Origin of the sequence: Marivirga lumbricoides (genome assembly GCF_014636295.1) — a bacterium.
In the GTDB taxonomy this organism is placed as follows: domain Bacteria; phylum Bacteroidota; class Bacteroidia; order Cytophagales; family Cyclobacteriaceae; genus Marivirga; species Marivirga lumbricoides.
The window spans coordinates 157,940-181,909 of record NZ_BMEC01000013.1; the positions used below are offsets into that span (position 1 = coordinate 157,940).

General features: G+C 35.6%; 26 protein-coding genes. 9 read left to right on the plus strand and 17 right to left on the minus strand.

Annotation, left to right across the window (positions count from 1 at the left end; all coding sequences use genetic code 11):
- Positions 1-60: 60 nt before the first annotated feature.
- From IEV85_RS19155 to xseA, 4 genes are all read left to right on the plus strand, one after another.
- Positions 61-435 (plus strand): DUF202 domain-containing protein, encoded by a 375-nt coding sequence (locus IEV85_RS19155; protein WP_188466517.1) that lies wholly within the window; start codon positions 61-63, stop codon positions 433-435.
- Between the two features lie 180 nt (positions 436-615).
- The gene (locus tag IEV85_RS19160; RefSeq protein WP_188466519.1) at positions 616-1,539 is read left to right on the plus strand and encodes a universal stress protein; all 924 of its coding nucleotides are present in this window, start codon (positions 616-618) and stop codon (positions 1,537-1,539) included.
- Positions 1,539-1,709, plus strand: coding sequence for a hypothetical protein (locus IEV85_RS19165; protein WP_188466521.1), 171 nt, complete (start codon positions 1,539-1,541; stop codon positions 1,707-1,709). Before IEV85_RS19160 ends, IEV85_RS19165 begins: the two co-directional genes overlap by 1 nt.
- An 8-nt stretch (positions 1,710-1,717) precedes the next feature.
- On the plus strand, positions 1,718-2,962 hold the full coding sequence (xseA, locus tag IEV85_RS19170) for an exodeoxyribonuclease VII large subunit (protein ID WP_188466523.1): 1,245 nt from the start codon (positions 1,718-1,720) through the stop codon (positions 2,960-2,962).
- 110 nt (positions 2,963-3,072) lie between these two features.
- Here xseA and IEV85_RS19175 read toward each other — a convergent pair whose 3' ends face one another.
- On the minus strand, positions 3,073-4,059 hold the full coding sequence (locus IEV85_RS19175) for a cadherin repeat domain-containing protein (RefSeq protein WP_188466525.1): 987 nt from the start codon (positions 4,057-4,059) through the stop codon (positions 3,073-3,075).
- Positions 4,060-4,251: 192 nt separating this feature from the next.
- Between IEV85_RS19175 and IEV85_RS19180 the strand changes: the two genes are divergently transcribed.
- Positions 4,252-5,031 carry a DUF3667 domain-containing protein gene (locus IEV85_RS19180; protein ID WP_188466527.1) on the plus strand — a complete coding sequence of 260 codons (780 nt, stop codon included), beginning with the start codon at positions 4,252-4,254 and terminating at the stop codon, positions 5,029-5,031.
- A gap of 292 nt (positions 5,032-5,323) precedes the next feature.
- Here the strand turns inward: IEV85_RS19180 and IEV85_RS19185 are convergent, their stop codons facing one another.
- The 6 genes from IEV85_RS19185 to IEV85_RS19210 all read right to left on the minus strand — a co-directional run bounded on the left by IEV85_RS19185 (position 5,324) and on the right by IEV85_RS19210 (position 11,577).
- Positions 5,324-6,439 carry a phosphatase domain-containing protein gene (locus IEV85_RS19185; RefSeq protein WP_188466529.1) on the minus strand — a complete coding sequence of 372 codons (1,116 nt, stop codon included), beginning with the start codon at positions 6,437-6,439 and terminating at the stop codon, positions 5,324-5,326.
- Positions 6,440-6,679: 240 nt separating this feature from the next.
- Positions 6,680-7,039 (minus strand): hypothetical protein, encoded by a 360-nt coding sequence (locus tag IEV85_RS19190; RefSeq protein ID WP_188466531.1) that lies wholly within the window; start codon positions 7,037-7,039, stop codon positions 6,680-6,682.
- A gap of 71 nt (positions 7,040-7,110) precedes the next feature.
- Entirely contained in the window at positions 7,111-8,526 is a 1,416-nt protein-coding gene (locus IEV85_RS19195; RefSeq protein WP_188466534.1) for a pyridoxal phosphate-dependent decarboxylase family protein, read from the minus strand.
- Positions 8,527-8,539: 13 nt separating this feature from the next.
- On the minus strand, positions 8,540-9,169 hold the full coding sequence (locus IEV85_RS19200) for a hypothetical protein (protein WP_188466536.1): 630 nt from the start codon (positions 9,167-9,169) through the stop codon (positions 8,540-8,542).
- A 60-nt stretch (positions 9,170-9,229) separates the two neighbouring features.
- Positions 9,230-10,012, minus strand: a complete 783-nt coding sequence (locus IEV85_RS19205; RefSeq protein WP_188466538.1) for a TIGR02757 family protein — start codon at positions 10,010-10,012, stop codon at positions 9,230-9,232.
- On the minus strand, positions 10,012-11,577 hold the full coding sequence (locus tag IEV85_RS19210; protein ID WP_188466540.1) for a LysM peptidoglycan-binding domain-containing protein: 1,566 nt from the start codon (positions 11,575-11,577) through the stop codon (positions 10,012-10,014). Before IEV85_RS19210 ends, IEV85_RS19205 begins: the two co-directional genes overlap by 1 nt.
- Before the next feature lie 338 nt (positions 11,578-11,915).
- On the opposite strand from IEV85_RS19210, the gene IEV85_RS19215 reads away from it, so the two are divergent.
- Genes IEV85_RS19215 through IEV85_RS19230 form a run of 4 tightly spaced genes read left to right on the plus strand, consistent with a single transcriptional unit; the run spans position 11,916 to position 15,807 of the window.
- A complete protein-coding gene (locus IEV85_RS19215) occupies positions 11,916-13,268 on the plus strand; it encodes an NfeD family protein (protein ID WP_188466542.1) in 1,353 nt (450 codons plus the stop codon).
- 6 nt (positions 13,269-13,274) lie between these two features.
- Positions 13,275-14,015 (plus strand): 3-deoxy-manno-octulosonate cytidylyltransferase, encoded by a 741-nt coding sequence (gene kdsB / locus IEV85_RS19220; RefSeq protein ID WP_188466544.1) that lies wholly within the window; start codon positions 13,275-13,277, stop codon positions 14,013-14,015.
- The gene (locus IEV85_RS19225; protein WP_188466546.1) at positions 14,015-14,692 is read left to right on the plus strand and encodes a nitroreductase family protein; all 678 of its coding nucleotides are present in this window, start codon (positions 14,015-14,017) and stop codon (positions 14,690-14,692) included. The genes kdsB and IEV85_RS19225 overlap by 1 nt, the downstream gene beginning before the upstream one ends.
- 56 nt (positions 14,693-14,748) lie before the next feature.
- Positions 14,749-15,807, plus strand: coding sequence for a transporter substrate-binding domain-containing protein (locus tag IEV85_RS19230; RefSeq protein WP_188466547.1), 1,059 nt, complete (start codon positions 14,749-14,751; stop codon positions 15,805-15,807).
- A 691-nt stretch (positions 15,808-16,498) separates the two neighbouring features.
- Here IEV85_RS19230 and IEV85_RS19235 read toward each other — a convergent pair.
- The 10 genes from IEV85_RS19235 to IEV85_RS19280 form a co-directional block, all read right to left on the minus strand.
- The gene (locus IEV85_RS19235) at positions 16,499-16,918 is read right to left on the minus strand and encodes a hypothetical protein (RefSeq protein WP_188466549.1); all 420 of its coding nucleotides are present in this window, start codon (positions 16,916-16,918) and stop codon (positions 16,499-16,501) included.
- On the minus strand, positions 16,915-17,331 hold the full coding sequence (locus IEV85_RS19240) for a hypothetical protein (protein WP_188466551.1): 417 nt from the start codon (positions 17,329-17,331) through the stop codon (positions 16,915-16,917). Before IEV85_RS19240 ends, IEV85_RS19235 begins: the two co-directional genes overlap by 4 nt.
- A gap of 82 nt (positions 17,332-17,413) precedes the next feature.
- Complete coding sequence (gene hisIE, locus IEV85_RS19245; RefSeq protein ID WP_188466553.1) at positions 17,414-18,010, minus strand: bifunctional phosphoribosyl-AMP cyclohydrolase/phosphoribosyl-ATP diphosphatase HisIE; 597 nt, start codon at positions 18,008-18,010, stop codon at positions 17,414-17,416.
- Between the two features lie 47 nt (positions 18,011-18,057).
- Positions 18,058-18,813 (minus strand): imidazole glycerol phosphate synthase subunit HisF, encoded by a 756-nt coding sequence (hisF, locus tag IEV85_RS19250; protein WP_188466555.1) that lies wholly within the window; start codon positions 18,811-18,813, stop codon positions 18,058-18,060.
- A gap of 41 nt (positions 18,814-18,854) precedes the next feature.
- Complete coding sequence (gene hisA, locus IEV85_RS19255; protein ID WP_188466557.1) at positions 18,855-19,571, minus strand: 1-(5-phosphoribosyl)-5-[(5-phosphoribosylamino)methylideneamino]imidazole-4-carboxamide isomerase; 717 nt, start codon at positions 19,569-19,571, stop codon at positions 18,855-18,857.
- A 51-nt stretch (positions 19,572-19,622) separates the two neighbouring features.
- Positions 19,623-20,207 (minus strand): imidazole glycerol phosphate synthase subunit HisH, encoded by a 585-nt coding sequence (gene hisH / locus IEV85_RS19260; RefSeq protein WP_188466559.1) that lies wholly within the window; start codon positions 20,205-20,207, stop codon positions 19,623-19,625.
- Positions 20,208-20,394: 187 nt separating this feature from the next.
- Positions 20,395-21,132, minus strand: coding sequence for a phenylalanine 4-monooxygenase (locus IEV85_RS19265; protein ID WP_188466561.1), 738 nt, complete (start codon positions 21,130-21,132; stop codon positions 20,395-20,397).
- Between the two features lie 353 nt (positions 21,133-21,485).
- Positions 21,486-22,301 carry a protein kinase domain-containing protein gene (locus IEV85_RS19270; protein ID WP_188466563.1) on the minus strand — a complete coding sequence of 272 codons (816 nt, stop codon included), beginning with the start codon at positions 22,299-22,301 and terminating at the stop codon, positions 21,486-21,488.
- Between the two features lie 7 nt (positions 22,302-22,308).
- A complete protein-coding gene (locus IEV85_RS19275) occupies positions 22,309-22,554 on the minus strand; it encodes a hypothetical protein (RefSeq protein WP_188466565.1) in 246 nt (81 codons plus the stop codon).
- A 222-nt stretch (positions 22,555-22,776) separates the two neighbouring features.
- On the minus strand, positions 22,777-23,955 hold the full coding sequence (locus tag IEV85_RS19280; protein WP_188466567.1) for a DUF4221 family protein: 1,179 nt from the start codon (positions 23,953-23,955) through the stop codon (positions 22,777-22,779).
- Positions 23,956-23,970: the final 15 nt, after the last annotated feature.

Consider the following 23,970-nt stretch of genomic DNA (forward strand, 5'->3'; position numbering starts at 1 on the left):
TTGCAAATACTAAATAGCATTTAGCCAATCTTTAAAAGCAACCAGAAAGATTAAGTACCCATGAAAAAATTAAGGTTTCCAAGAATAGTTTCTGATTATCAGAATAAAGAGAAAATTATTCTAAGAGATTTTCTTGCATTAGAGAGAACTACGTTAGCAAATGAGCGAACACTTTTTGCTTATATCAGAACAAGCTTATACCTTATTTTAGGCGGTATAGGCCTAATTCAGCTGAAGGATTTTGAGAACATTAAATGGATTGGCTATTTCGCACTTGCCCTCAGCTTTTTCCTCATTGTTTTCGGTCTTTTCAGATTTTATAAACTAAGAAAGAAATTACGGAAATTTTATAACGAAAAAGACCTGGATCGTATAGAAGAGATGGGGGAAAACATAAAGAATGAATCCGATGTTAGCAAGTTGAAGAAAAATTAAAGACTACCTTTCATATTTTTAGATAGTAAAAATGTGGGTTTCTATTTATAAGCAATACGACTTTTTGTTATTTGCAGAATAACCAATATTAAATTAAAAAATACAGCATTTTCCTTGTTTAGTAATAAAAATCAAGCTTTGTGTTTGTACCTTTGTAGCATTAAATGATATAGTACCATTATGTATCCAATCAAAAAAGTTTTAATTGGTTTAGACTTAACTGACCTTGACCGTACCATGATAGAGTTTGCTGAATTTATCTCCAACACCTCAGATGTGGAAGATATCTATTTCGTAAACATTATCAAAAACCTCCAAATCCCCAAAGAAGTACTGAAGGAGTTTCCTAACATGATTACTGATGTAATAGCCGAAAGGAAAACTAAAATGGATGAAACATTTAAGAGCATCGTGAAAAATGAATTACGGGCTAATATCCATTTTGAGGTGCTTACTGGAAAAATTGCTGATAATATTCTTTCTTTTTCTAAACATCAGGATATTGATTTAATTGCTATGGGAAGAAGAGAAAAGGCAGAACAAAGTGGTGCGCTTTCACAAAGATTAGCCAGAAGAGCTGCCTGCAGCCTTTTAATTATTCCGGAAGGCACTAAACCTACTATGGATAGAATGCTGGTTCCCAGTGACTTCTCAGATTACTCAGTTTTAGCCCTTGAAGAGGCAGTGGAAATTGCTGTTAGGAATGACCGGAAAACTGAAATTGTAATCCAAAATGTTTTTACCGTGCCTACCGGCTACCATTATACTGGTAAAACCTACGAGGAATTTGCCAATGTAATGAAGAAAAATGCAGAAAAAGATTACAAAAGATTTATTAAAAAAATAGACACCAAAGGGGTTAAAATGAAAGTGGTGTACTCGCAAGACACTAATGATGATGTAACCACTGACATGCTGGATAAGGCAAAAGAAATTAACGCCAACGCAATTGTTATTGGTGCTAAAGGAAGAACTGCCACTACTGCTTTCTTTCTGGGCAGCATCACAGAGCGCTTAATACAGTTGGATGCCGACATTCCGCTAATGGTTGTAAGACCTAAAGGTAAAAACGCAGGTTTCCTGGAATTTATTAAAGAATTATAATGCGAAACCTAATTGAGAAATTTTACGATAGCCTCTTTGGTGAAAAGGACAATCCGGAAGAAGTACCATACGCTAATAAAAGGTTCATGTTTTGGTTCTCATTAGCTAGTTTTGCTATCGTACTGTTTTTTATCATTAAAGATGTTATCAAAAACATTCAAAGTATTTAATTTTCTCAATGCAGCATATTTCTCTTGCAGATCTTAATTTATTAATAAAAGACACTCTCCAGGTACAATTAGAGCCTTCCTATTGGATAGTTGCGGAAATTGGTGAGCTCCGTTTAAATCAAAATGGGCATTGTTACTTAGAGTTTATTGAGAAAGAAGAAAATAGCAACCGCTTACTTGCTAAAATTAAAGGTACTATCTGGTCCTACAGCTACAGAAACATTAGTGCCTGGTTTCAATCCATTACCGGAGAGCAACTGAGAGCAGGATTAACAGTTTTAGCCAACGTTCAGGTACAATTCCATGAAGTATACGGGCTCAGTCTGAATGTAAAGGATATAGACCCAAATTTCACCTTGGGCGAACGCGCCAGAAAACGACAGGAAATTATTGCTGAATTACAGGCAGACGGAGTTTTTGAAATGAATAAAGCCCTGAAGCTACCACTTGTTCCGCAAAAAATTGCTGTTATCAGTGCCGAATCAGCCGCAGGCTACGGAGATTTTATGAACCAGATAGCTCATAATGATTTTGGCTACCATATTGATACCCGTATTTTCACTGCTACCATGCAGGGCGAAAAAGCTGCTGAAAGTATCATTGATGCGCTATTGAGAATTCATCAGATAGCGGTTCAGTTTGATGCTGTTATCATCATCAGAGGTGGTGGAGCCCAGGTAGACCTTGATTGCTTTGACGATTATGAGTTGGCCTCTCACGTAGCGCAATTTCCATTACCGGTTTTTACAGGTATTGGCCACGAGCGCGATGAAACAATCTGTGATTTAGTAGCGCACACCGCTTTAAAAACGCCAACTGCTGTAGCGGAATTTTTGATTAGAGGAATGAGGGTTTACGAAGAAAAAGTTAAACTAACTACTCAGAATATTCTTGCTTTCGTAAACGACAGCCTTGAAAAAAATAAATATCACCTGAAGGAGCAACAGCACAGATTGCGCTATTGCATGAACAAGCATTTTAATAAAGCAGAAAACCATTTGAACAGAATATGGCAAAAATGGGAACATGGCCTAAAGAGTCAACTGCGTAATGAGGTGAACCGATTGGAAATGTTAGAAAAAACTTTGCAATTGATAAATCCTGAAAATATTTTCAAAAAAGGCTATTCTTATACCAGTATAAATGGCAAAAACATTAACCAGGTGGTGGTAAAAGCTGGAGATGAATTAAAGACTATTAGTGCTAAACAGATAGTTACAAGTAAAGTAAGCCAGGTTAAAAGTAAAAACTAATTTCAACCTGGCTTTAGTAAATTGCGCTATGATGCAATTTTTCATTTGTTACGAAGAATGAATGAAAATTTAGAAATAACATATGAGTTTAAAACTCTCATTATCTACTATTAGCCTTCCGCTGGCTCAGCATCATCATCGTCAAATATAAAAGTTCCAGTGTAGGAAAACCTCATTCTTTTCTCTGTGTTAGGTATTATTTCAGCTTTACTCAAATCCTCTTCTTCAGGGTCAAAAACTATTTCAGCCATTATAAGATCGTAAACAAAAGTATAATTGTTATCTCCGTTATCTTGTACCTCTATCGTGCCATCCTGTGTAAAATAAAGCACATCACTTTCGATATCTTCCTCAGTCTCGAAAACTGTCCCATTATTATTTCCATCAAAAGCAATAGCTGATTCATAAAAGAATTTCTTACCTGCAATATCTTCTAAAGTACTGGTAGACTTATTAACATATTCAAAAGTACCAAATTCGAAGCTTTCAGTTCCCGGAGAAAATAATTCAGCGAGTAGAAGCAATTCAACATTTTGGAAACTGTAGCCATATTCATCCTCTATTATATCTCCTATACCCATATTAAAACTATATGCATAGTGAGACTCAATAGTATCATCCTGACCATCATCAAATATTATTCCTTCATCAGAAAGTGCGTAAACACCTTTGCCTTTAAGGATAATGATTCCCTCCTCATCAATATCTTTTACATCAATAGTAATTGTAGCTTCTTGTGTAACAATAGCGTCTGATGCGCTAATCCGTAATGAATAGGTATCCTTATCTTCAAAATCAAATGGAAATACTGAAGCTACCGAGAGTTCCCCAGCTGAAGAAAGAGTAAATAAATTTTCTTCATTTCCTGAGATAAAGGTGAAAGCAACATTTGCTAAATCTACATTTGACACTGTTATTTCTCCAATAACTTCTCCATCCGTGGCATCCTCTGCAACTGTAAACTGCTGATCACTTATCTCCATACCAGGTTTTTCTTCATCTTCCATGTCACTGCCTGGGTCATCATCCTTATCACAACTTGTGAGAAATGTAAGACAGGAAAAAACAAACAACACAAATAAATTAAAATTTTTCATAAAAATACTATTTTAATTAAATCATAATAAACCTAAGAATAATAAAATATGGATCAAATTTTTATTATTTCTTATGTGATTTGACGTGACTTTTCATATCATTTTAAATTTAAAATCAATTATTTTCTATTTTATCATTAAGAGATTATTCCATTATATTTTCCATATATTTATCCCCATATTTTAATCGTAATGGAAAATAGCACTCTTTGCATTAACTGCGAAAAAAGCACAGTAGGTAAATTCTGCCATCATTGTGGCCAAAAACAAGGTGTTTCAAGACTCACCTGGTATTCTATATTTGGGGAATTACAGAAAAGGATTTTTGGCTTTGATAATAATTACCTGCGAACAGTGAAAGATTTAACAATCAGACCTCAGGCAGTAATAAATTCTATTATTGAGGGTAACAGAGTGAAGTATGTAGGTCCGGTGGGTTATTACTTTGTGATGTTAACCATTTACATATTAGTGATGTCCATATTAGATATTGACATGGCAGAAATGATGGGGTACGTTCATTCTTCTATTAATGAAGATGAGTCTCAACGCGCAATGCAAATGCAACTTAATCAATACATTGGTGATAATTTTAGGCTGACGGCTTTTCTTATGATGCCATTTTTTATTCTCGGTGTTTGGATTATTTTTAAAAATAAAGGATATAATTTTCTCGAAACCTCGGTAATCAACTTCTATGGACAGGCACATCCGCTATGGGCATCCATTGTTTTCATGTTTGTTTATAAAATAACAGGTGATAGCACTTCCTTTTTTGTAATGTCATTTATCACTTACTTTTATTTAGTGATAATTATTACTGCTTTTTATAAAGGTAATAAGTTATGGAACTTCATTAAAGCAATTATCTCCTTGGTTTTAGGGTTAGTCCTTTTAATGATTTTAGCCATGCTAATAGGTTTCATAGCTGCAATTATCAACCCTGAAATGATGAAAGGGTTTGCTGGTTAGGAGGAAGAATTTTTTTCACCAAACATTGAGCCTTTATATTTCTCTTAAATATCAAAAATCAGCTCCATATTTAGTTAATTTTATCCTTAAGAATGACTTTTAATCCAGCATCTAAATACTCATCTTCTATGTGTAACACTTCAATTTGAGGAAGTTTCAGGTGCTGAAAGGTCTTGGAGATTCTTTCATTTTGTCCATCTTCCATAACAAAAATCAAGACTGCTCTTTAATTTGTCGTTCACTTTCAGGACTAGACCGTGCAGTATTTATCATGAACTCCCTAAAATAACTTTCATTCATCCTGCTGCTTTTTCAACGCCACATCGGTGATATCTTCTTGCAGGATCCATCCTTTGGAAGCAGCATGGTGCGCAGCTTCCATGGTATTGGTAACCAGCATCAATTCAACTCCCAGCTTGGCTATCTCTTCTGCAGTTTTTAACACCTTTTGATGTTTGGCAGGAGCTACATCACGGATATAAATCATTTTTACCCTGCCAGGAAAATCTCTGATTATCTGCAAATAAATTTCCGCATCATGCTGCCCGGAATCACCAATTAAAATAAAGGGAATATCATGAATCATACTAAAAATTCTCTCAATCTGAACCAGTTTATGCTCAAAGTGACTTCCTGAAATAAAATGCTCACGGGTTAACCCTATATCTCTTAACATTAATGGGCCTTTAGGGAGATGATGAACTTCCATTAGTTCTTGCAAAAAATCATATAAATTCCAGGGCGAACTGGAAACATAAAAAAAAGGATTGTTTTCCCTTCCCACTAAACCTTTGGAAAGCGCCTGATAAAAAGCGGATACTCCGGGGAAAGGCACTCTAGTCTGGGCATTGCCTAAAAAAGTAGTTTTTATCATTTCCCATAGCCGCGTGGCTCCCGTAGGCACAATAGTGTCATCTATATCTGATATCACCCCGAACTCCACGTACTCTGAAGGAACAAATACCTCGTTGCAAACTACCACCTCCCCTTGATTTTTGAGCACCTTACTTACTAGTTCCAGGCGAATTTGCTGCCATGGGTTTTGCTTTCCGATTGCTTCCTGAAACCTTATCTTAAACTCAAAGTATCCTTCTTCATCGGTTGTAGCCACCTGCGTAACCCCGTTAAAAGATGCCTGCACCTCCGCGTTGGGGATTTCCCAGGTCATAAAGCGCTTATACATTTTCTTGAAATTAAGCCATCTGCTATCTTCCAATTTTGAAATTCCTATTCCTCTGTCTCGTAGTACTCTCCCCAGAAAGAACACCTCTTTATCATTTCCAAAGCCCTGGTAAGGCATAATCATGACTGAATGAATAAGTCCAAGCTTTTTACCAAGCCCCAGCTTCATTGCTGAAAGCTTATATTTTATGTGATATAAAAGTGAAAGTAGTTTTATTTTAAGCATAATAATGTTCTTAAAAAGAACAGTGAGGGCTTGCACTGAAACCTATAATAAAAGAGAGTGGTACAGCCGCATCAGGTGCCAAAAGTATGTATAAAAATAAAGTTTTTACAATCCGAAAGGGTTTTAATCTTAATTGTATGCCAGCACTTTAATCAGGAACAGAAGCTTAACAGAGATATTTAAATTATTAATAAAAGCAATTCAAATTCACTCCAGTACCACAATCAATAGCTCAGAAAACTACTTTTTTAGCCAAATCTCATCATACATAATTCTTCTTAAAGTGGAGTTATCGATAATTTTAAAACCTTCAGCATCTTCATTCATTGCTTCATTTTCAAAAATAATAGCAATAAAGTCATCTTGACCCTGGTATTGTACTTGATAAATAATATCTCCACCTAATAGCAGATCGGCCTTATTGTCCTTTTTAAACATAATCCAGGCCACACATGATTCTTCAGGATTGGTAGAAGAATTGCAATCAGGATATGTATACTCATAGTATGTTTCCTCAAAGTCTGATAGGCTCTCTTCTTCTTCATTTTTGCATGCTGAAAGTGCAAAAACAATCCAAAATACATAAGGAATTTTTTTCATAGTACATCTTATTTTTACTCAAAGACACAATTCTAAAACCTAAAGTTGTAATGAGAGAACTAGCAATCCTTTTAAGCATTTTCTTTAATCCGAGAGATCTGATTCACCATTTCAGAGGTCACAATTTCAATATCTTGTTTTGTTGTTCTCCAATTAACGAACGATGCTCTAATTCCATTTTTGCCATTATATACAGTAGGTATCATAAATACCTTACCTGTATCATTCAAATTCTTTAGAAAAACTACTACTTTGCTTTGATTTTCTTCCCCACCTAAAGTAAAACACACATTATTGAGGCGAACAGGTGCCAACAGTTCAAAAGCTTCACTACTTTCAACAAACTTTCCCAAATGATTAGCCATTTCAATTGAATTTTCAACGATATCCTGAATACCCTCTCGACCATAAGCTATCAATGCAAACCAGACCGGCAATGCTTTTAATCGTCTCGAATTTTCCGGCAAAAAATTGAGATAGTTAAAATTCTCCATAGGATTCCCCAAATAGGGGGCATTGGAATTCTGGAATGTTTCTACCTGCAGTACTTTATACTTCTCCCTTATAAAAAAAACAGCGCTCTCATATGGTACATTTAACCATTTATGACAATCAACTGTAATACTATCAGCTTGTTCCCAGCCATTTAGTAGATATTTGTGTTTAGGAGAACATTTAGCAAAGGCTCCGAAAGCAGCATCTATGTGCCACCAAAAATTGTACTTTTCTTTCAGGTTTGACACAGCTTGCATATCGTCAAAATCAACAGTATTTACTGTTCCCGCACTCGTGATGAGAATAAACGGCTGACCATGGAGCTCTTTGATCTTCGTCTCCAGATCATTGATATCTATGCTTTCCCTGTTACCCTCTTCTACTTTTACTCTTCTAAAATTATTGCTCCCTAACCCCAACATTGCCAACGATTTGATAATGGAAGAATGAGGTAGAGCTGAAAGAATATTTATCTTTTCGCTCACTCCGTCCTTAGCAAAATCTTTTCCTGTTTGTTTACCAATCCATTGCCTGGCTACAGCAAGAGAAGTAAAGTTTGACATAGTAGCCCCAGTTACAAAACCTCCAATATAATCCCCTGGAAGTTCGAATAGGTTCAAAAGTAATTTTATTGTCTCAATTTCAATTGCAGCCGAAATATCACCCTGGCCCTTCACGGACTGAGTATTTTGATCATAAATAGTACTCAACCAGTCACCCATAATTGCTGCAGGGGTGGAACCACCTGTTACAAATCCCCAATATCTTGGACCTGTTGAAGCAATAATTAGCTCTTCGAATTTTTCATTAAATAGTTTTAATGTTTCAAACGCACCGAGACCTGCTATTTTCAATGTTTCAGGTTCTTGATGCAATGCTTTCGTTGAGGTATTTCTCGCTGAAAGAGTGGCTAGAAAATCCAGCCCTTGCAATTTTACAGCTTCCAGCAAGCTTTCAAAATTTGTTAAATCCTTTTGTAATTTTTCATTCATAGTGATATAATTCTCATTTAACCCCTCTCCTCTCTATTTCTACCGCTCTTTTATAAAAGTCCTTGAATTTTTCTTTATTGTATTTCTCTCGCATAGCAGATAGCACATCATACAAACCCAAACTAGTCCACTCCCACAATATGGTATCAAAATTGTATTTGTACATCTGCTTCCCGACTTCATTGCGTAGCTCATTCACTTCAGCTTTTTCTATTCCATTTTCCTGAAGTCTTAGAAGAAGTTGCTCAAAGTGCTCATTATCAAATTCCGTGTCCAAATAAGGCTCTAATATCCAGTCCCAGTTCCAGCTATGTGGCACCAGCTCTATTTTATTGCGCTCAGCAAATGTTTTTAACTCCCCTTTCTTTTCTGCGGATACAAATACAATATCTCCTTCTACGTAAATTTTACAAACACCAAAATCTACATTAATGGCATCAATTTCTTTGGCTGATATTATCCTTTGAGGATAGACAACCGAGGGTTCAAAAGGGTAATCAGTAATAATTAATTTGTCATTACGAATTTCAGATTCCCCAATTCCGCAAAGTAGTTTTTTAATTTCAAGGCTGGTAGCACGAAAGAAAGGTATTCCCGAAGATTCCTTTTTAATGGATTTGAATATGTTTTTAATGAAGTTCACTGTGCAAAATACTGATAACGTGTTGAGAGCATAAAAGATAGCTTCAAAATAGAATTTACTTTAACGCGCATATCCTTCCACCACGCCCAATCCAAATAAAGCAAAATCATATTTCACCGGATCATGGGGATCCATTTCTCTTAAAGCAGCTGTCAGTTCTTCAGCAGTTTGCCAGTCTGTTTGCTTTCTCTGCATCAATCCTAATTTTCTGGCTACCCTGTCCACATGCACATCACAAGGGCAAATGAGTTGACTTGAATGAATATTTGTCCAAATTCCGAAATCTACTCCTTTATCATCCTGCCTTACCATCCATCGAAGAAACATATTCAAACGCTTACATGCTGATTTTCTTGCAGGAGTAGCTATATGTTTCCTAGTTCTCTCAGGAGCCAAATCTGACTGAAAAAACAAATTATGAAATGAGATTAAACTTTCCCTAATAAAATGATCTGAAGATGAAGCAGGCAAAAGAAAGGCCTCCTCAAGACTTTCATGTTGCGCATAAAACTCTTTAAAGAATTGGATAAAATAAAGTGTATCAGTGGAATTAAAAGTTCGATGCTTAAAATTCAGGAAAGGCTTTAAATCACTTTCAGAATGGTTGAGCATAAAATCATGAGGTGCATTATCCATCATTTCAAACAGCAATTTGCATTTGTTAATGATGGTGATCCTTTGACCCCAGGCAAGCACTGCTGCCCAAAAACCTGCAATTTCTATATCCTGCTTTTTGCTAAATAAATGAGGAATACTTACCGGGTCATCTTCAATGAAGCCCGGCTGATTATATTCCAAATATTTCTGATCTAAAAATTCTTTGAGTGTGTCTGTAACAGGCATTAATCTTTAAGCGGTAAATAGCTTATTTCTACAGGGAATTTATAATCCACACCTCCCAGCTTTTCAAAAGCTTTTTTAGAAATCCTGATGATCACTTTATCATCTACGCCCGTATTGGGCAACTTGCCTAAAACGCGAACAAAAACAATCTGATCATTCAGATCATTCCTAACCTGCATAATGGTTCCTATTTTCGCAGTTCTGTGCAGGGCAAGGTACTTTTCTGTTCCTTCCGAACCGGCTATTACCTCTGCAACTCCTTTTTCCTTCACCTTTTCAATCTTAGGAATATCATCTTCCTCTACCGTAAAATAAGCCTTAGTATCTTGCTTTTGCGGATTTTCAGCAGTTGGAGTAATTGGTGTACTTTGCTTATTGTCAGTATTTTCCTTTTCTTTCCCGGAAGGCTCGGCTTCCATATCGCTCTCATTATCCTGATTAGATTCCGCCATAGCAGACAAAGAATCAGGATTTTTAATATACAATCTTTGCCCCACACTTAATTGGTAATTATCCATTCCATTCCACTTTCTTAAGTCTTCCATTTCCACCCCATATTTATCAGAAAGACTATAAATGGTTTCTCCTGAGGCTACTACATGTATATTTTTACTATTCTCAACTGATCTGGTTGGCTTTACTTCTGAAGTAACATTGTCTTTTTCGTTTGATACTGCCGGGGCTACAATTTTAATTACTTCTCCTCCTTTAAAAGGTGCTTTAAAATCATTCCATTTTTTCAGGTCGGAAGCCTTCAAATTATACATTTCAGCTACTGACTGATAGTTTTCCCCTTTTTTAGCATTATGAAAAGTTTGCACAGTATTAGCATATTGAGGAGCATTATCTTTCTTTTTCGCAACTGGTTGAGCGCTTTTGATAATTAATTTTTGCCCTACTGCAATTTCTGTATTAGTCAATCTGTTCCACGTCATAATATCTTCCTGTGAAACTTCATACTGCCTGGAAATACTGTAAATAGTTTCACCAAAATCGACAATATGTTCGGTGCTTTTTGCATCTGAGCTATGCTGAACCTCGTTTGTTTGTTTAGCTACGGAAGTGGAACCAGAAGGCTGGGACACCCAGATCTCTTCTCCTATTGAAAGGGTATTACTTTCCATATTATTCCACTCTTTCAATTGCCCGGTACTCACATTATATTTTTTAGAGAGGGAATACAGCGTTTCTCCGGCTGCAATAGTATGCTTTTTACCAGTAGTACCACTACCTTTTTCAGAAGGCGTTACGGCAGGCGCTTTCTTAAACTCATTTGCCTTATAAGGAATCATTAATACCCGGCCAATCTGATCAATCTTAAAGCCATCTTTTTCAGCTTCATTTACTTCAGTAATATCTGCCACACTAACATGGTATCTGCGCGCGATAGAATACAAAGTTTCTTTGGCATCAACTTTATGTAGAATAAATTTTTGGCCTTCAATTACTTTTATACCTAAAGAGTCTAGACTGGCTTCAGCTTGTAAAGAAGCTACTAAAAAGAAAATGAAAAGTAAATATTTAAAGTTTTGGATCATATCAAAAGTCTGTAATTGGAATAGCATTACAAAAATGCGTATTTACTTATTATAAGTGAAATCAAATAGGAAAAGATTTAGTAATCCTTTTATAAATCTTCAAAAAACATGCCTTTATCTCAATTATGTACATTAGTTAAGTATTAAAAAGAGCACAACAATTTCTTACTTATTTCAACCATTTAGGTATACCAGATTCACCCATCTGAATTATTAATTTACCATTAGCCAATCAACGCAAATTTTACTATTTCCATTATACAAAACCTGTCTAAAATTTACTGTTTAGCAAAAAAATTCACAATTAGACCAATTCTATTGTTGCTTAAAGCTTTATCTGCTAAATTGTCCATCATTTACAATCTATGAAAAAACTACTCCTTTTACTGATTCCCCTGTTTCTTGCATTACAAAGCTACTCACAGTCGCAAACTGATGAAGAAGCTCCGGAAGGTGGTGTTTTCATTATGGAAATAAAAGACCAGATTGATGCGCGTACCAAACGCTATGTCGATTTGGCTTTAGAAGAAGCTAAGGCTAGAAAAAGCAGCCACATTATTATAGAAATGAACACTTATGGCGGGGCACTATATGATGCTGACGAAATTCGCTCTGCTATTTTAGATCTAGAAATTCCCATTTATGTTTATATCAACAATAATGCAGCCTCTGCGGGTGCCCTGATTTCCATTGCCTGTGATAGTATTTATATGGCTCCGGGAGGCAGTATTGGGGCTGCAACAGTAGTTAATCAAACCGGAGAAGCTGCTCCTGATAAATACCAGTCCTACATGCGTTCAATTATGCGTTCTACCGCTGAGGCAACAGGAAGAGACCCTGGAATTGCTGAGGCAATGGTAGATGAAAAGCTTGAGGTAGATAGTATTTCTGATACAGGAGAAGTGATTACTTTTTCTACTACAGAAGCCATTAAATACGGCTATTGCGAAGGAAGTTTTATAACACTGGATGCCTTATTGCAACACCTCAAGCTTGCTGATGAAAAAATCCACTGGTATGAAACAAGTACAGTAGAAAATATCATCGCATTTTTCATAAATCCTTTCATAAGCGGCATACTCATTCTAATTATAATAGGAGGTATTTATTTTGAATTACAAACCCCGGGAGTAGGTTTCCCTATTATCGCCTCTATAATTGCACTAGTACTTTATTTAGTACCTTACTACTTAAACGGACTGGCTGCCAACTGGGAAATTCTGGCTTTTATTATAGGGTTAATACTGATTGCGCTGGAAGTATTCGTAATTCCTGGTTTTGGTGTTTTTGGCATTAGCGGCTTAATTTTAACTTTGGGTTCTCTGATTTTTATTATGCTGAACAACAATTTCTTCGATTTTGAATTTGTGCCAGCTGAAAACATTACCAGAGCACTTATGACTACTCTAACCGGCTTATTCGGAAGCATTATTTTGATGTTTATAGGAGGCATTCGATTAACCAATACTAAATTCTTCAAGAAAATTGCTTTACAAGGAGTACAAAGTAAAGAGTCTGGCTATTCCTCTCGTTTTATAGCAGATGGATTTCTGTCAAAAACCGGAACAGTTTATTCTGTTCTTCGGCCTAGCGGTAAAGTAGAAATTGATGGAGAATTATATGACGCCTATACCCGTGGTGAATATTTAGAACAAGGCACCCAGGTGATTGTGATAGATGAAAGCGGAACAAGTTTAAGAGTAAAAAAAATTGATTAAAAGCAAATGGATATAATTGGGATTATCCCCGCCAGATACGGATCCAGCAGGTTTCCTGGCAAACCTTTAGCAGATATTGCCGGAAAAACGATGATTCAGCGGGTAGTGGAGCAATGCAAAGCTTCCGGCATTCTTAAGAAGGTGATTGTAGCTACAGACGATCAGCGAATTTATGATCATGTTGAGGGCCTTGGGCATCAGGTGTATATGACCTCTCCGGAACATGCAAGTGGAACGGAAAGATGCCATGAAGCATTAAAGCTGGATGGAGGTAATTATGACTTTGTAATAAACATACAAGGAGATGAACCCTTTATTGATCCTAAACAAATACAATTACTTTCTTCCATATTCGACAGAAAAACAGAAATTGCCACACTGATTAAGGGCATTCATAGCCTGGAAGATTTGCAGAACCCCAATGTGGTAAAAGCTTTGAAGACCGATTCAGGATTGGCGCTGTACTTTTCCAGGTCTCCTATTCCTCACATGAGGAATATCCCCAGTGAAGACTGGATGCGAAGCCATCAACACTTCAAGCATATAGGAATTTACGGCTACAGAGTAGATGTATTGGCAAAAATAGTAACGCTTCCTCCTTCACCCCTTGAAATCGCTGAATCTTTAGAGCAACTACGCTGGATAGAGAATGGCTTTCGCATCAAAACGGCCATTACAGACATTGAAACAATAGGAATTGATACTCCTGAAGATCTCCGGAAAGCACTTAAAGAAATGAAGCTATAATGGAAAAAGTAATTAACGGATATCCCTATATTAAGCTAACGCACACCCCTCTTCCACAACAGGATCTGCTGAAGGAAAGCAGTTTGTTTTATTCAGAAATGGATAAAAGAAGATCGGTAAGAGAGTTTTCTGATAAAGATATACCGAAAGAAGTAATCGAAAACATTATTAAAACTGCTTCGACAGCCCCATCCGGTGCTCATAAACAGCCCTGGACGTTTTGTGTTGTTTCTAATAAAGAACTAAAGAAAAAGATCAGGAAAGCTGCAGAAAAAGAAGAAAAGGAAAGCTATGAAAGTAGAATGAGTGGACAATGGCTTAAAGACCTTGAGCCACTGGGGACAGATTGGCAAAAGCCTTTTCTTGAAGTAGCACCTTACCTTATTATAATTTTTAAAAAAGTGTATGATGATGAAAAAGGAGAGAAAAAAACAAATTATTATGTTAATGAATCAGTGGGAATTGCCTGTGGCTTTCTGATTTCAGCAATTCACAAAGCTGGATTAGTTACATTAACACATACCCCCAGCCCAATGAATTTTCTCACTGAATTATTAGCGAGACCAAAAAATGAGAGACCTTTCCTCCTACTTCCTGTGGGCTTCCCTGCCGCAGAAACATTTGTGCCGAAGATTGAAAGAAAAAAACTGGATGAGGTAGCAGTTTTTTATGAATAAAAGCTTGTGGTTGGGTCTGCTATTCATCATTAATTTTGAATTAAACCAAAACAAGAATGAAAAAAGCATTACTATTTCTACTATTAATCACTATAGGTTATTCAGCTTTTGCCACACAGGATAGCCTTCAAATACAATCACCTATTAAAATTGGAATCAAAGTAACACCTCCTTTTGTGACAAAACAAAATGGTGGATATGATGGGTTAAGCATAAGATCATGGGAAATGATCAACGAAAAACTGGATCTGGACTATGAATATGTAACTTTTGAAACGCTGGAAGAACTACTTAGTGCGGTAGAAAGTGGGTCAGTAGATATGAGTATAAATCCTATTACTGTAACCACTCAGAGGATGGAAAGAATGGATTTTTCCCAACCATATTTTATCTCTGAAACTGTAGCCGCTAAGAAAAATGACTCCAATTTCCTGTATTTTATCAATAATATTTTAAGTTGGAATTTCTTTAAAGCCCTCTTTTTGCTTGTTGCAGTAATCTTTCTCTTTGGTTTTCTGGTATGGATTTTTGAGAGGAAAAATAATAAGGAAGAATTTGGAGGAAAGTGGAAAGGGCTGGCTCAGGGCTTCTGGTGGAGTGCGGTAACGATGACCACAGTAGGTTATGGAGATAAGTCTCCCAGAACACTTGGAGGAAGAATAGTAGGTTTTGTCTGGATGTTTGCTGCGATAATTATGATTTCAAGCCTCACAGCCGGAATTGCTTCTTCCCTCACTTATCAATCTTTGCAAGGAACTATAAGGAATCTAAATGATCTGGAAAAAATGAAGGTGGTCACTATCAAAGGCTCAAGTGCTGACGAACTATTAAGCCAGTACAATATCAGAAGTAAAAAAGTAGATTTCCTATCAGATGCCATTCAGCAAATATCAGAAGACAAATCAGGTGTAATAGTATATGATAGACCGATATTAAAATATGCTATTGAAGAGTCAGATAACAAGGAAGATATTCTGATTTCAGACATCTCATTTAAGAAAGATTACTACAGCTATAGTTTCCCTAAAAACTCTCCTCTATATTATACAATCAACACCAACCTGATAGCTATTTTGAAAACCACCCAGTGGAATAGTCTGGTTGGGGATTATTAAAGAACAGATAAAAGGAGAAACTTTATTACTCATGAAAAGGGAATAATAGGAGATACCGTATAAATTCAGACTTTTAAAAAAGTAAGTCTTATTTTTACTGTATAGGCTACTCATGGAAAATGAAATTGAACTCAAAAACTAAATATACTGACCTTAATAAGTGTTTCTTAAACTTTAAAACTAAGTATAAAACCTCAAAAAAGAGAAATTTCAATAAAAATCGAGGTCTTAATTACACTTTAAGCTATTTTTAACAAAATTTTATTCTTTATCTTTTTGCTACTATATAACAAGATTCTATTTTCTCAACTGATGCCATTTCTATGTTGCTCCAAAACACCCCTGTAGTCCCCTCTAGGGGACAGCCTTACAGATGTAAGTAAGCAGAAAACTAATCAGCTTTAGCTCTATTTTCTAATATAGCAAAAGTCCTGTTATCTCATTTGAAGTTCAGTTCCAATAACTGCGATGACTTGATCAAAAAGATGCAAAAAATCAAGATCCGTCAGCTGACGTACTACCACGCTACAATTCAACGCACTCCCCGCCTTTTTGTCGACCAGCCCGCTCGGTTTTAACAAACATTATTTGGCTATTGAACAGTGTAGTATTTATCATGAGCACCCTGTATAGCCTTCCCCGCTTTAGTGGGGGTGTCATTTTTATTTATCTAACTCAGGTAAACAGGTAATTATTGAGAGATAACTACCTTTTCATCACCTTCCATTAACACCACGTGACAACAATCCTTACCGATTTTTAGCTGATGTTTTACCACTTTCTTTCCATTCTTTATTCCGATAAAGGTAGCTTTATCTCCCTCAAAACTTAGTTGATTCATTTGCCCATCTGTGGCCACCGGATATACACCTTCATTATTTTCAAAAAGATTGGCCTCAATCTTTATTTCTGAACCATTCAACGAAGTATAAAAACTATCTAATACTACGGCCTGACTATCTTCGTCCATTACTTTAAGGTTAATCACCCTAAAATCCATTGTACACATGATGTCAGGATCACATGGATTAGTAGCAGTTTGAGTATTAGTTTGCTTCTGGCAGGTAGCAGCCATTGATATAAAGCTTAAAAATATAAGTAACTTTTTCATTCTAAATTGAGTATTAGTTCAGTTTCACCTTGAGTTAAAGATATGTGACAGCAATCTTTTTTAATTACCATCGTATTTTCAATAATATTTACCCCTTCCAGCACCCCCACAAAGACAACAGTGGTACCTTCAAAGTCGATCTTATCAATATCGTTATCAGTAGCAACAGGGTAAATTCCTTTATCTATTTGTTGCAGAGATGAGTCTGGTTCAATCCTTGTTCTGGAATCAATAAAAGTATAGTAATCCTCTAAAGCAACAGGATTCCCCTCTTGATCTAAAACAGAAACTGTGATGCTCTTTAATTCAGTCGTACAAATTTGATTCCCAATACAAGGGTCATCATTTCCCTGATCACTATCGCAAGAGACAAAAAATATTAATGCTGTTAAAAAAAGTAAATGGATTTTCATAAATACGCTCAGTAGAGCTCACTTCTTTTAAGTTATGGTATTGTAAACGAAAGTAATCAGCAAAAGTAGGGTATTAAGCGTATTACTGGTGTCTGCCTTCCAGAATTTTTACTACATCCTGCAATTTATATCCCTTTGCCTGCAAAAGTATTAAATAATGAAATAACAAATCTGCTGATTCATTTAAAAACAACTCTTCATTATCATCCTTTGCCTCTATAACTACTTCAACTGCTTCCTCTCCCACCTTCTGAGCAATTTTATTGATTCCTTTATCAAATAAACTCTTCACATAAGATTTCTCACTGTCGCCATTCTTCCTTCCTTCAATCACTTTTTCTAACTCAGCTATAAATCCTATGCTTTCATTTTTCTCATTCCAACAAGTATCAGCACCAGTATGGCAGGTTGGGCCATCAGGTTTAGCTTTAATAAGTATAGCATCCTGATCGCAATCAAGTTTAATATCTATCAGGTTCAGATAGTTCTCAGAAGTCTCGCCCTTCGTCCATAACCTGTTTTTACTTCTGCTAAAAAAGGTGACTTTACCTGTATCATGGGTTTTGTCTAACGCTGCCTGATCCATGTAGCCTAACATGAGTACTTTTCCGGTTACATGATCCTGCACAATAGCAGGTAACAAACCATTTTCACCTTTTGAAAAATTGGGTACTTCCATTATATAATAATATTCTAATTCAATTGTTAAACTTGGACTAAACTTTCTTAGATCCTGATTTCCAAACCCTTACTTTTTAAATAAGTTTTCAATTCAGGAACACCTATTTCTTTAAAGTGAAAAATGCTTGCAGCCAAAGCAGCATCTGATTTTCCGTTCGTAAAGGTATTAAAAAAATGATCCATATTACCGGCTCCTCCCGAGGCAATAACAGGCACATTTACTAACGAAGAAACTTTAGCTAATAATTCATCTGCAAATCCCGATTTGGTACCATCATGGTCCATAGAAGTGAGCAGTATTTCACCCGCACCTAATTCTACCACTTGCTTTACCCAATCTTCGGTTTCAATAGTTGTGGGTTTTGATCCGCCATGCGTATGCACAATATTTTTACCCTCCACATTTCTGCTATCTATAGCTACTACAATGCATTGCGAACCAAATTCTTCAGCCATTTCCCGGATGATTTGCGGATTTCTCACCGCTGCAGAGTTAATGGAGACTTTGTCAGCTCCTGCATTGAGCAAGACAGAAACGTCCTCCACTGTGCTGATACCACCTCCTACTGTAAAAGGAATATTTATCGCTTCAGCTACCTGGCTCACCAGTTCCGCTAAAGTTTTGCGTTTCTCATTAGTAGCAGTTATATCCAGAAATACCAATTCATCTGCTCCCTGTTCAGCATACAGTTTGGCTAATTCTACAGGGTCACCAGCATCCCTTAATTCAAGAAAATTGACGCCTTTCACAGTGCGTCCGTTTTTAATATCCAGACAAGGAATTATTCTTTTAGTTAACATATTATTTTCAAGTTTTTATCGGGTAATCGCCTCAAAAGAGTTTAAGCAAATTGCTTTAAATCCTGCAATGCTACACGCTTTTCATAAATAGCTTTACCTACAATAGCTCCATACATTTTCATGGACTCCAGGATTTCTAAATCTTGTAGATTGCTTACACCACCGCTGGCAATCAGTTTTATTTCCGGAAATTTTTCCTGAATCTCTTGATACAACTCATTAGAAGTACCCTGCAAAGCACCATCTTTCGACACATCTGTACAAATAACATATTGAATCCCTTTTGTGAGGTAATGTTCCAGAAAATCAAATATATGCCAGTCGGCACTTTCCTGCCAGCCATGAATAGCTATACTTCTATCTTTTACATCCGCCCCCAAAATAATCTTTTCGCCTCCAAATTCCTGAATCCACTCAGTAAAAAGACCTTCATTTTTAACAGCTATGCTTCCTCCTGTTAGCTGTTTTGCTCCGGCTTTAAAAACTGCTGAAAGATCTTCAGTACTTTGTACTCCTCCACCAAAATCAACCTCCAAACCGGTATTTTCCACTATATTTTGCAACACCGGTAAGTTGATCACCTTTTTCGCTTTAGCTCCATCTAAATCAACCAGGTGAAGCTTTTTTAAACCTGCAGCTTCAAATTCCTGAGCCACAGCTAATGGGTTACTGTTGTATTCCGTTTTCTGTTTGTAGTCACCCTTTAAAAGGCGAACACATTTTCCATCGATAAGGTCAATAGCAGGTATTATATGCATATTTAATCAGTTTTCAGGCTTGAAAGTATTTTTACTTCTTGTCTGATTGGTTTAAATTTCAAATAAAAAATTGTTCAAAAATTGTTCACCCTCTTCAGCACTTTTCTCAGGGTGTGGTTGAATGGCATAGAAATTATCTTTCTTCAACACTGTACTAAAGGGCAGCATATAGTCAGTCTGAGAAAGAGTCTGTTCCGATACAGTAGCATAATAACTATGAACAAAATAGAAATAAGCAGGAAACTGAATTTCTTTAAAAATTGGATCTGCAGATTTACTTAAAGTATTCCAGCCCATATGTGGCACCTTCAATTGATCAGGAAATTTTTTCACATCGCTGTCAAAGATTCCCAAACACTCAGTATCACCTTCTTCAGAATGCTTACACAATAACTGCAAGCCGAGACATATCCCTAAAAAAGGATTTTTGATTGAACGGATTACTTCATCCAATCCGCGCTCCTTTAAGTAACGCATGGCAGATTTGGCCTCACCCTGACCCGGAAAAATAACCTTATCTGCTGCTAGAATCTCCTGAGGATCATCAGTCAAGAACCCCTCTATACCTAAACGTTTCAATGCCAGCAATACCGATTTAATATTACCAGCATTATATTTTATAATTGCGATTTTCATTCACTTATCGATAATTCGTAATTAAAAGCTTCCACTTAATTTTCAATGACCTGTAGTGGAAGCCAAATTTAAAGTTACTATTTTCCTGAATATTAAATAGAGCCTATTAGGCAATTACATGATAATCAATGATATATACCTGAAAGTCAGCAACAAATGATTTCCCATTGTGTCATCTAACTGTAGATTACACATAATTCTCCGGAGCCATTTTCAATCTATCTTCAATGACTTTTTCTATTACAGGTAAAGAAGAGTATAACTTTTCATAGTCTTCAATAATAAAGTATTTGGTTTGAAAAGTATCCTTTCTGTAGCTGCTATCAATAATAGCTTCTACATCATAAGCTAAATGCTCCGGCTTGTTGCTTAAAGAAAATTCCGTTTCTCCCGGAGAAGAGATGATACCAGCACCATAAATTTTCAACTCTCCCTTTTCACGGATCAAACCAAACTCTATAGTGAACCAGTAAATTCTACTCAGCAAATGAATGGCCCATGGATTATCTAGGTATTTCAGACCTATTCTTGCCAGGCCCTGCAGAAAATCTACAAAAGGCTGGTTGGCTAACAAGGGAATATGACCAAACACATCATGAAACATATCTGGTTCTTCCAGGTAATCCAGTTGCTCTCTTTTACGCAACCATGTGGTAGCCGGAAAAATCCTGTTGCTCAATAATTCAAAGAATTTATCGTCATCCACAATGCCGGGAACCGCGGTTACTTTCCACCCGGTAAGCTCCTGCAGGTATTTGTTAGTTTCGTCAAAGTTAGGGATGGCATCAGGAGTGAACTTGATTAACTCCGCTCCCTTTGAAAATTCTTCCGTTGCTGAATGATGAATATTCTTAAACTGTCTGTTAAAGAGTATCCCCCAAACTTCCTGGTCTTCCTGTGTGTAATTCTCGTAGATCTGGTTCATCTTTTCTAAAGTGTTTTATAAAATTATTGTTTGAAAAAAGGCATAAAAAAAGCCCGGTTCTTTTGGAACCGGGCCGTGGTATATTAAATTTCTTTAATTGCTTTAGTTAATTGGACATAACCATACCATTACCGATTCCTGCGTGGAATAGATGATAGTAATAGTAATATTGGTTATGCGTCTTGCTCATTGAATGCAAATATAGTTTCTTTTTTTGGATAACAAAGAAATTTTGTTTTTAAACGTAGTTGTTCAAAAGTTATCTCTAAAAGTAATTAATATGATTTATACAAAAGAATAGCTACAAATAGGTGTAGCAAACCAAGAAGAAGAAGAAGAAGAAGAAGATCAAATCAATTTAATCTAAATTTTACCGAATCCAATATTCCTATGAGCTCTAATAATGAACCTGGTCTTTTTTCTACATCTTTTTGAAGACAAAGCTCAACTATATCGTTAAAAGGTGGTGGAATTTTCTCAATATCATCAATAGCTTTTTCCCTGGCATTTTCGAGAATGCATTCTATTTCAACGCCCTCCAGTCTGGAACCAAATGGATACTTCCCTAAAAAAAGCTCATAAAACATTACTCCTATAGCCCATATTTCAGATTTCACAGTGTAATCTGAATATAGTACCACTTCAGGAGCCATATATTCCGGGGTTGTTCTAGACGATAAAGTATCTGCACCCTCCCAAAATTCAATATCTCCTACTTTTACAATGGGCTCATCTTCAACCAGATGTACAAAAAAATTAGTTAATTTAATATCTCTGTGCAAGATACCTCTCTCATGTAAAAAATTTAACCCAATAAATGATTGCTTAAAGACATCAATCACTCTACTGAAACTTATATTGCTTTTCAAGTATTCTATTAAGGTTCCGAAATTCAAATACTCTACTATTTCAGCCACATTAAACTCAAAATGGCTAGGATCTAGAGATGCAATATCTTTATGATATAAAAGATTTCGATGCGAGAGCCCCTTAAGTTTTTCGAAATTTTGCAAATATTTTTCACGAATTGAATGATCAACCCTGGTGAGTTTAACAAGAAAATCAGTGTTATTTTTCCTTATTCTAATAAACCTCATATTAACATCTTCCAATTCGGATACATTTTTCAATTCATAGCCCTCTAAAAAAGATTTTAATGTAACATTCATCTATTCCCTAATTTTGAGTGGAAATTTTTTCAAAAACATCTTGTACATTACTTCCATTAATTTCTACTTTTTCACTGAAATAACCATTCTTCTTACTAAAGTAAACCGGAAATAGTTGTACGAAGTCGTAGTCCATAAAAAGTAGTTGATCATCTATAAGGAAATTGGAGTTTTTAAACAATTCTGAAGAAAATAAATGCCCCCATTCTCTTTTATTTTTAGCAACTACTATAAACAAGACTTCCGTATTCATCTTATTATTTTCGATAAAGTTTATAGTTCGTTCTATACATGGGGAGCAACCTTGCACAGGAAGTACGACAATTGTACTGAAATTATTTAAACTTAGGTCATCATTTAACTTACCTATAACCTCAACCAATTTTTCATGAGTTTCTGGTAATCTGGAAGTACAAGAAACACCTAATAATATCAGAATTATATAAGAATTGTAAAACTTAAACATCTAAGAATATTAAATTTCTTCTAATTTAAAACACGTGAACCCTGCTTTATCTTCTTTAACATCAGGGTTATTGGGGTTACTGTTTGAAATATAAAGTCCATCTTTACTTAAAAAATACATAAAGGATTGATATGTATTATTTTTTAATTTTGTCTCTCCTATCTTATTAAATTTTCTATCCAATATAATAACCGAAATAGGTTTCCTATGGAAATCGTAAAAATTAGGAGATTCATCTTCTTGTAAAGACAATGGATGCCGAACAAACCTATAGTAAACCTCCCTATATTTGTCGTAAATAATACCATCATAATAAGTAGCTTGTAAGGCATATCTTAGATCATATTGGTTACTGGGTTTTCTCATAGGTTCTTGTGGGGCTGTTAAGCTAGAAGTTTTTGATAAGTAACCTTTTATTTTTTTATTATCAACATCAAAAACATATATGCTATCTGAAATGGAAAAAGAGTAAACAAATTGATTCTTATGTTTTACGAACGCACTAGAAAAGTTAACAGCTGCTACTCCCCAAACGCCATCATTAAATTCTTTGGGGTAAGAATTAAAATATTCAAAATCACCATTATTTAAATTTAGAACTAAATTGACATTTCCATTGTAATAACTCTTGTCATAAACATCTCTATCAGGAGCAACATTAAAATACATTTTCTTATCAATTACAACAGGTGGAGAAATAGTAAAAGGTCTAAGCATACCTGTATTTACATTTGGCTTATCATCTCCAAGTAGTCTATAAGTTCTAATAGCCTCACCTAATCCATTTATTAAAGTCACCCTATAATAAGAGGAAGAAATTACATAAATAGAGTCCATCGATTGAATAAATAACCCTGTAGGGGTACCTACTGCATTCGGACCTTCTTTATGTAGTAAAATCTGATTTAGTAACTTTTGATTATTAATATCATAAAAATAAATAGCTGGCTTTTGTTCATTAAGATAAACTAATATTGAAGAATCTTTTTCTTTCTCTAAAATAGTTATGAAAGATGTTTTTAATGAGGTTTCTTTATCTAGTTCAAAGAAAACATCATGAGACTCAACTAATTTCACACTATCATTAGCTGATTCAGATAACGTCTCCTTTTTTTCTTCATGTTTGGTAATACAAGATGATAAACTGATAAATAAAAGTACAATTGGAAGAAGTTTTACTTTTCTCATCTTAAAGGATTGATA

Coding starts and splice junctions, on each gene's coding strand:
- IEV85_RS19240 (WP_188466551.1), bottom strand. CDS start 17,331: ATGAAAATCCATTTACTTTTTTTAACAGCATTAATATTTTTTGTCTCT.
- IEV85_RS19235 (WP_188466549.1), bottom strand. CDS start 16,918: ATGAAAAAGTTACTTATATTTTTAAGCTTTATATCAATGGCTGCTACC.
- IEV85_RS19205 (WP_188466538.1), bottom strand. CDS start 10,012: ATGCCTGTTACAGACACACTCAAAGAATTTTTAGATCAGAAATATTTG.
- IEV85_RS19280 (WP_188466567.1), bottom strand. CDS start 23,955: ATGAGAAAAGTAAAACTTCTTCCAATTGTACTTTTATTTATCAGTTTA.
- IEV85_RS19195 (WP_188466534.1), bottom strand. CDS start 8,526: ATGAATGAAAAATTACAAAAGGATTTAACAAATTTTGAAAGCTTGCTG.
- IEV85_RS19225 (WP_188466546.1), top strand. CDS start 14,015: ATGGAAAAAGTAATTAACGGATATCCCTATATTAAGCTAACGCACACC.
- hisIE (WP_188466553.1), bottom strand. CDS start 18,010: ATGGAAGTACCCAATTTTTCAAAAGGTGAAAATGGTTTGTTACCTGCT.
- IEV85_RS19270 (WP_188466563.1), bottom strand. CDS start 22,301: ATGAATGTTACATTAAAATCTTTTTTAGAGGGCTATGAATTGAAAAAT.
- hisF (WP_188466555.1), bottom strand. CDS start 18,813: ATGTTAACTAAAAGAATAATTCCTTGTCTGGATATTAAAAACGGACGC.
- IEV85_RS19175 (WP_188466525.1), bottom strand. CDS start 4,059: ATGAAAAATTTTAATTTATTTGTGTTGTTTGTTTTTTCCTGTCTTACA.
- hisH (WP_188466559.1), bottom strand. CDS start 20,207: ATGAAAATCGCAATTATAAAATATAATGCTGGTAATATTAAATCGGTA.
- IEV85_RS19265 (WP_188466561.1), bottom strand. CDS start 21,132: ATGAACCAGATCTACGAGAATTACACACAGGAAGACCAGGAAGTTTGG.
- IEV85_RS19185 (WP_188466529.1), bottom strand. CDS start 6,439: ATGCTTAAAATAAAACTACTTTCACTTTTATATCACATAAAATATAAG.
- xseA (WP_188466523.1), top strand. CDS start 1,718: ATGCAGCATATTTCTCTTGCAGATCTTAATTTATTAATAAAAGACACT.
- IEV85_RS19180 (WP_188466527.1), top strand. CDS start 4,252: ATGGAAAATAGCACTCTTTGCATTAACTGCGAAAAAAGCACAGTAGGT.
- IEV85_RS19230 (WP_188466547.1), top strand. CDS start 14,749: ATGAAAAAAGCATTACTATTTCTACTATTAATCACTATAGGTTATTCA.
- IEV85_RS19275 (WP_188466565.1), bottom strand. CDS start 22,554: ATGAATACGGAAGTCTTGTTTATAGTAGTTGCTAAAAATAAAAGAGAA.
- hisA (WP_188466557.1), bottom strand. CDS start 19,571: ATGCATATAATACCTGCTATTGACCTTATCGATGGAAAATGTGTTCGC.
- IEV85_RS19210 (WP_188466540.1), bottom strand. CDS start 11,577: ATGCTATTCCAATTACAGACTTTTGATATGATCCAAAACTTTAAATAT.
- IEV85_RS19165 (WP_188466521.1), top strand. CDS start 1,539: ATGCGAAACCTAATTGAGAAATTTTACGATAGCCTCTTTGGTGAAAAG.
- kdsB (WP_188466544.1), top strand. CDS start 13,275: ATGGATATAATTGGGATTATCCCCGCCAGATACGGATCCAGCAGGTTT.
- IEV85_RS19155 (WP_188466517.1), top strand. CDS start 61: ATGAAAAAATTAAGGTTTCCAAGAATAGTTTCTGATTATCAGAATAAA.
- IEV85_RS19215 (WP_188466542.1), top strand. CDS start 11,916: ATGAAAAAACTACTCCTTTTACTGATTCCCCTGTTTCTTGCATTACAA.
- IEV85_RS19190 (WP_188466531.1), bottom strand. CDS start 7,039: ATGAAAAAAATTCCTTATGTATTTTGGATTGTTTTTGCACTTTCAGCA.
- IEV85_RS19160 (WP_188466519.1), top strand. CDS start 616: ATGTATCCAATCAAAAAAGTTTTAATTGGTTTAGACTTAACTGACCTT.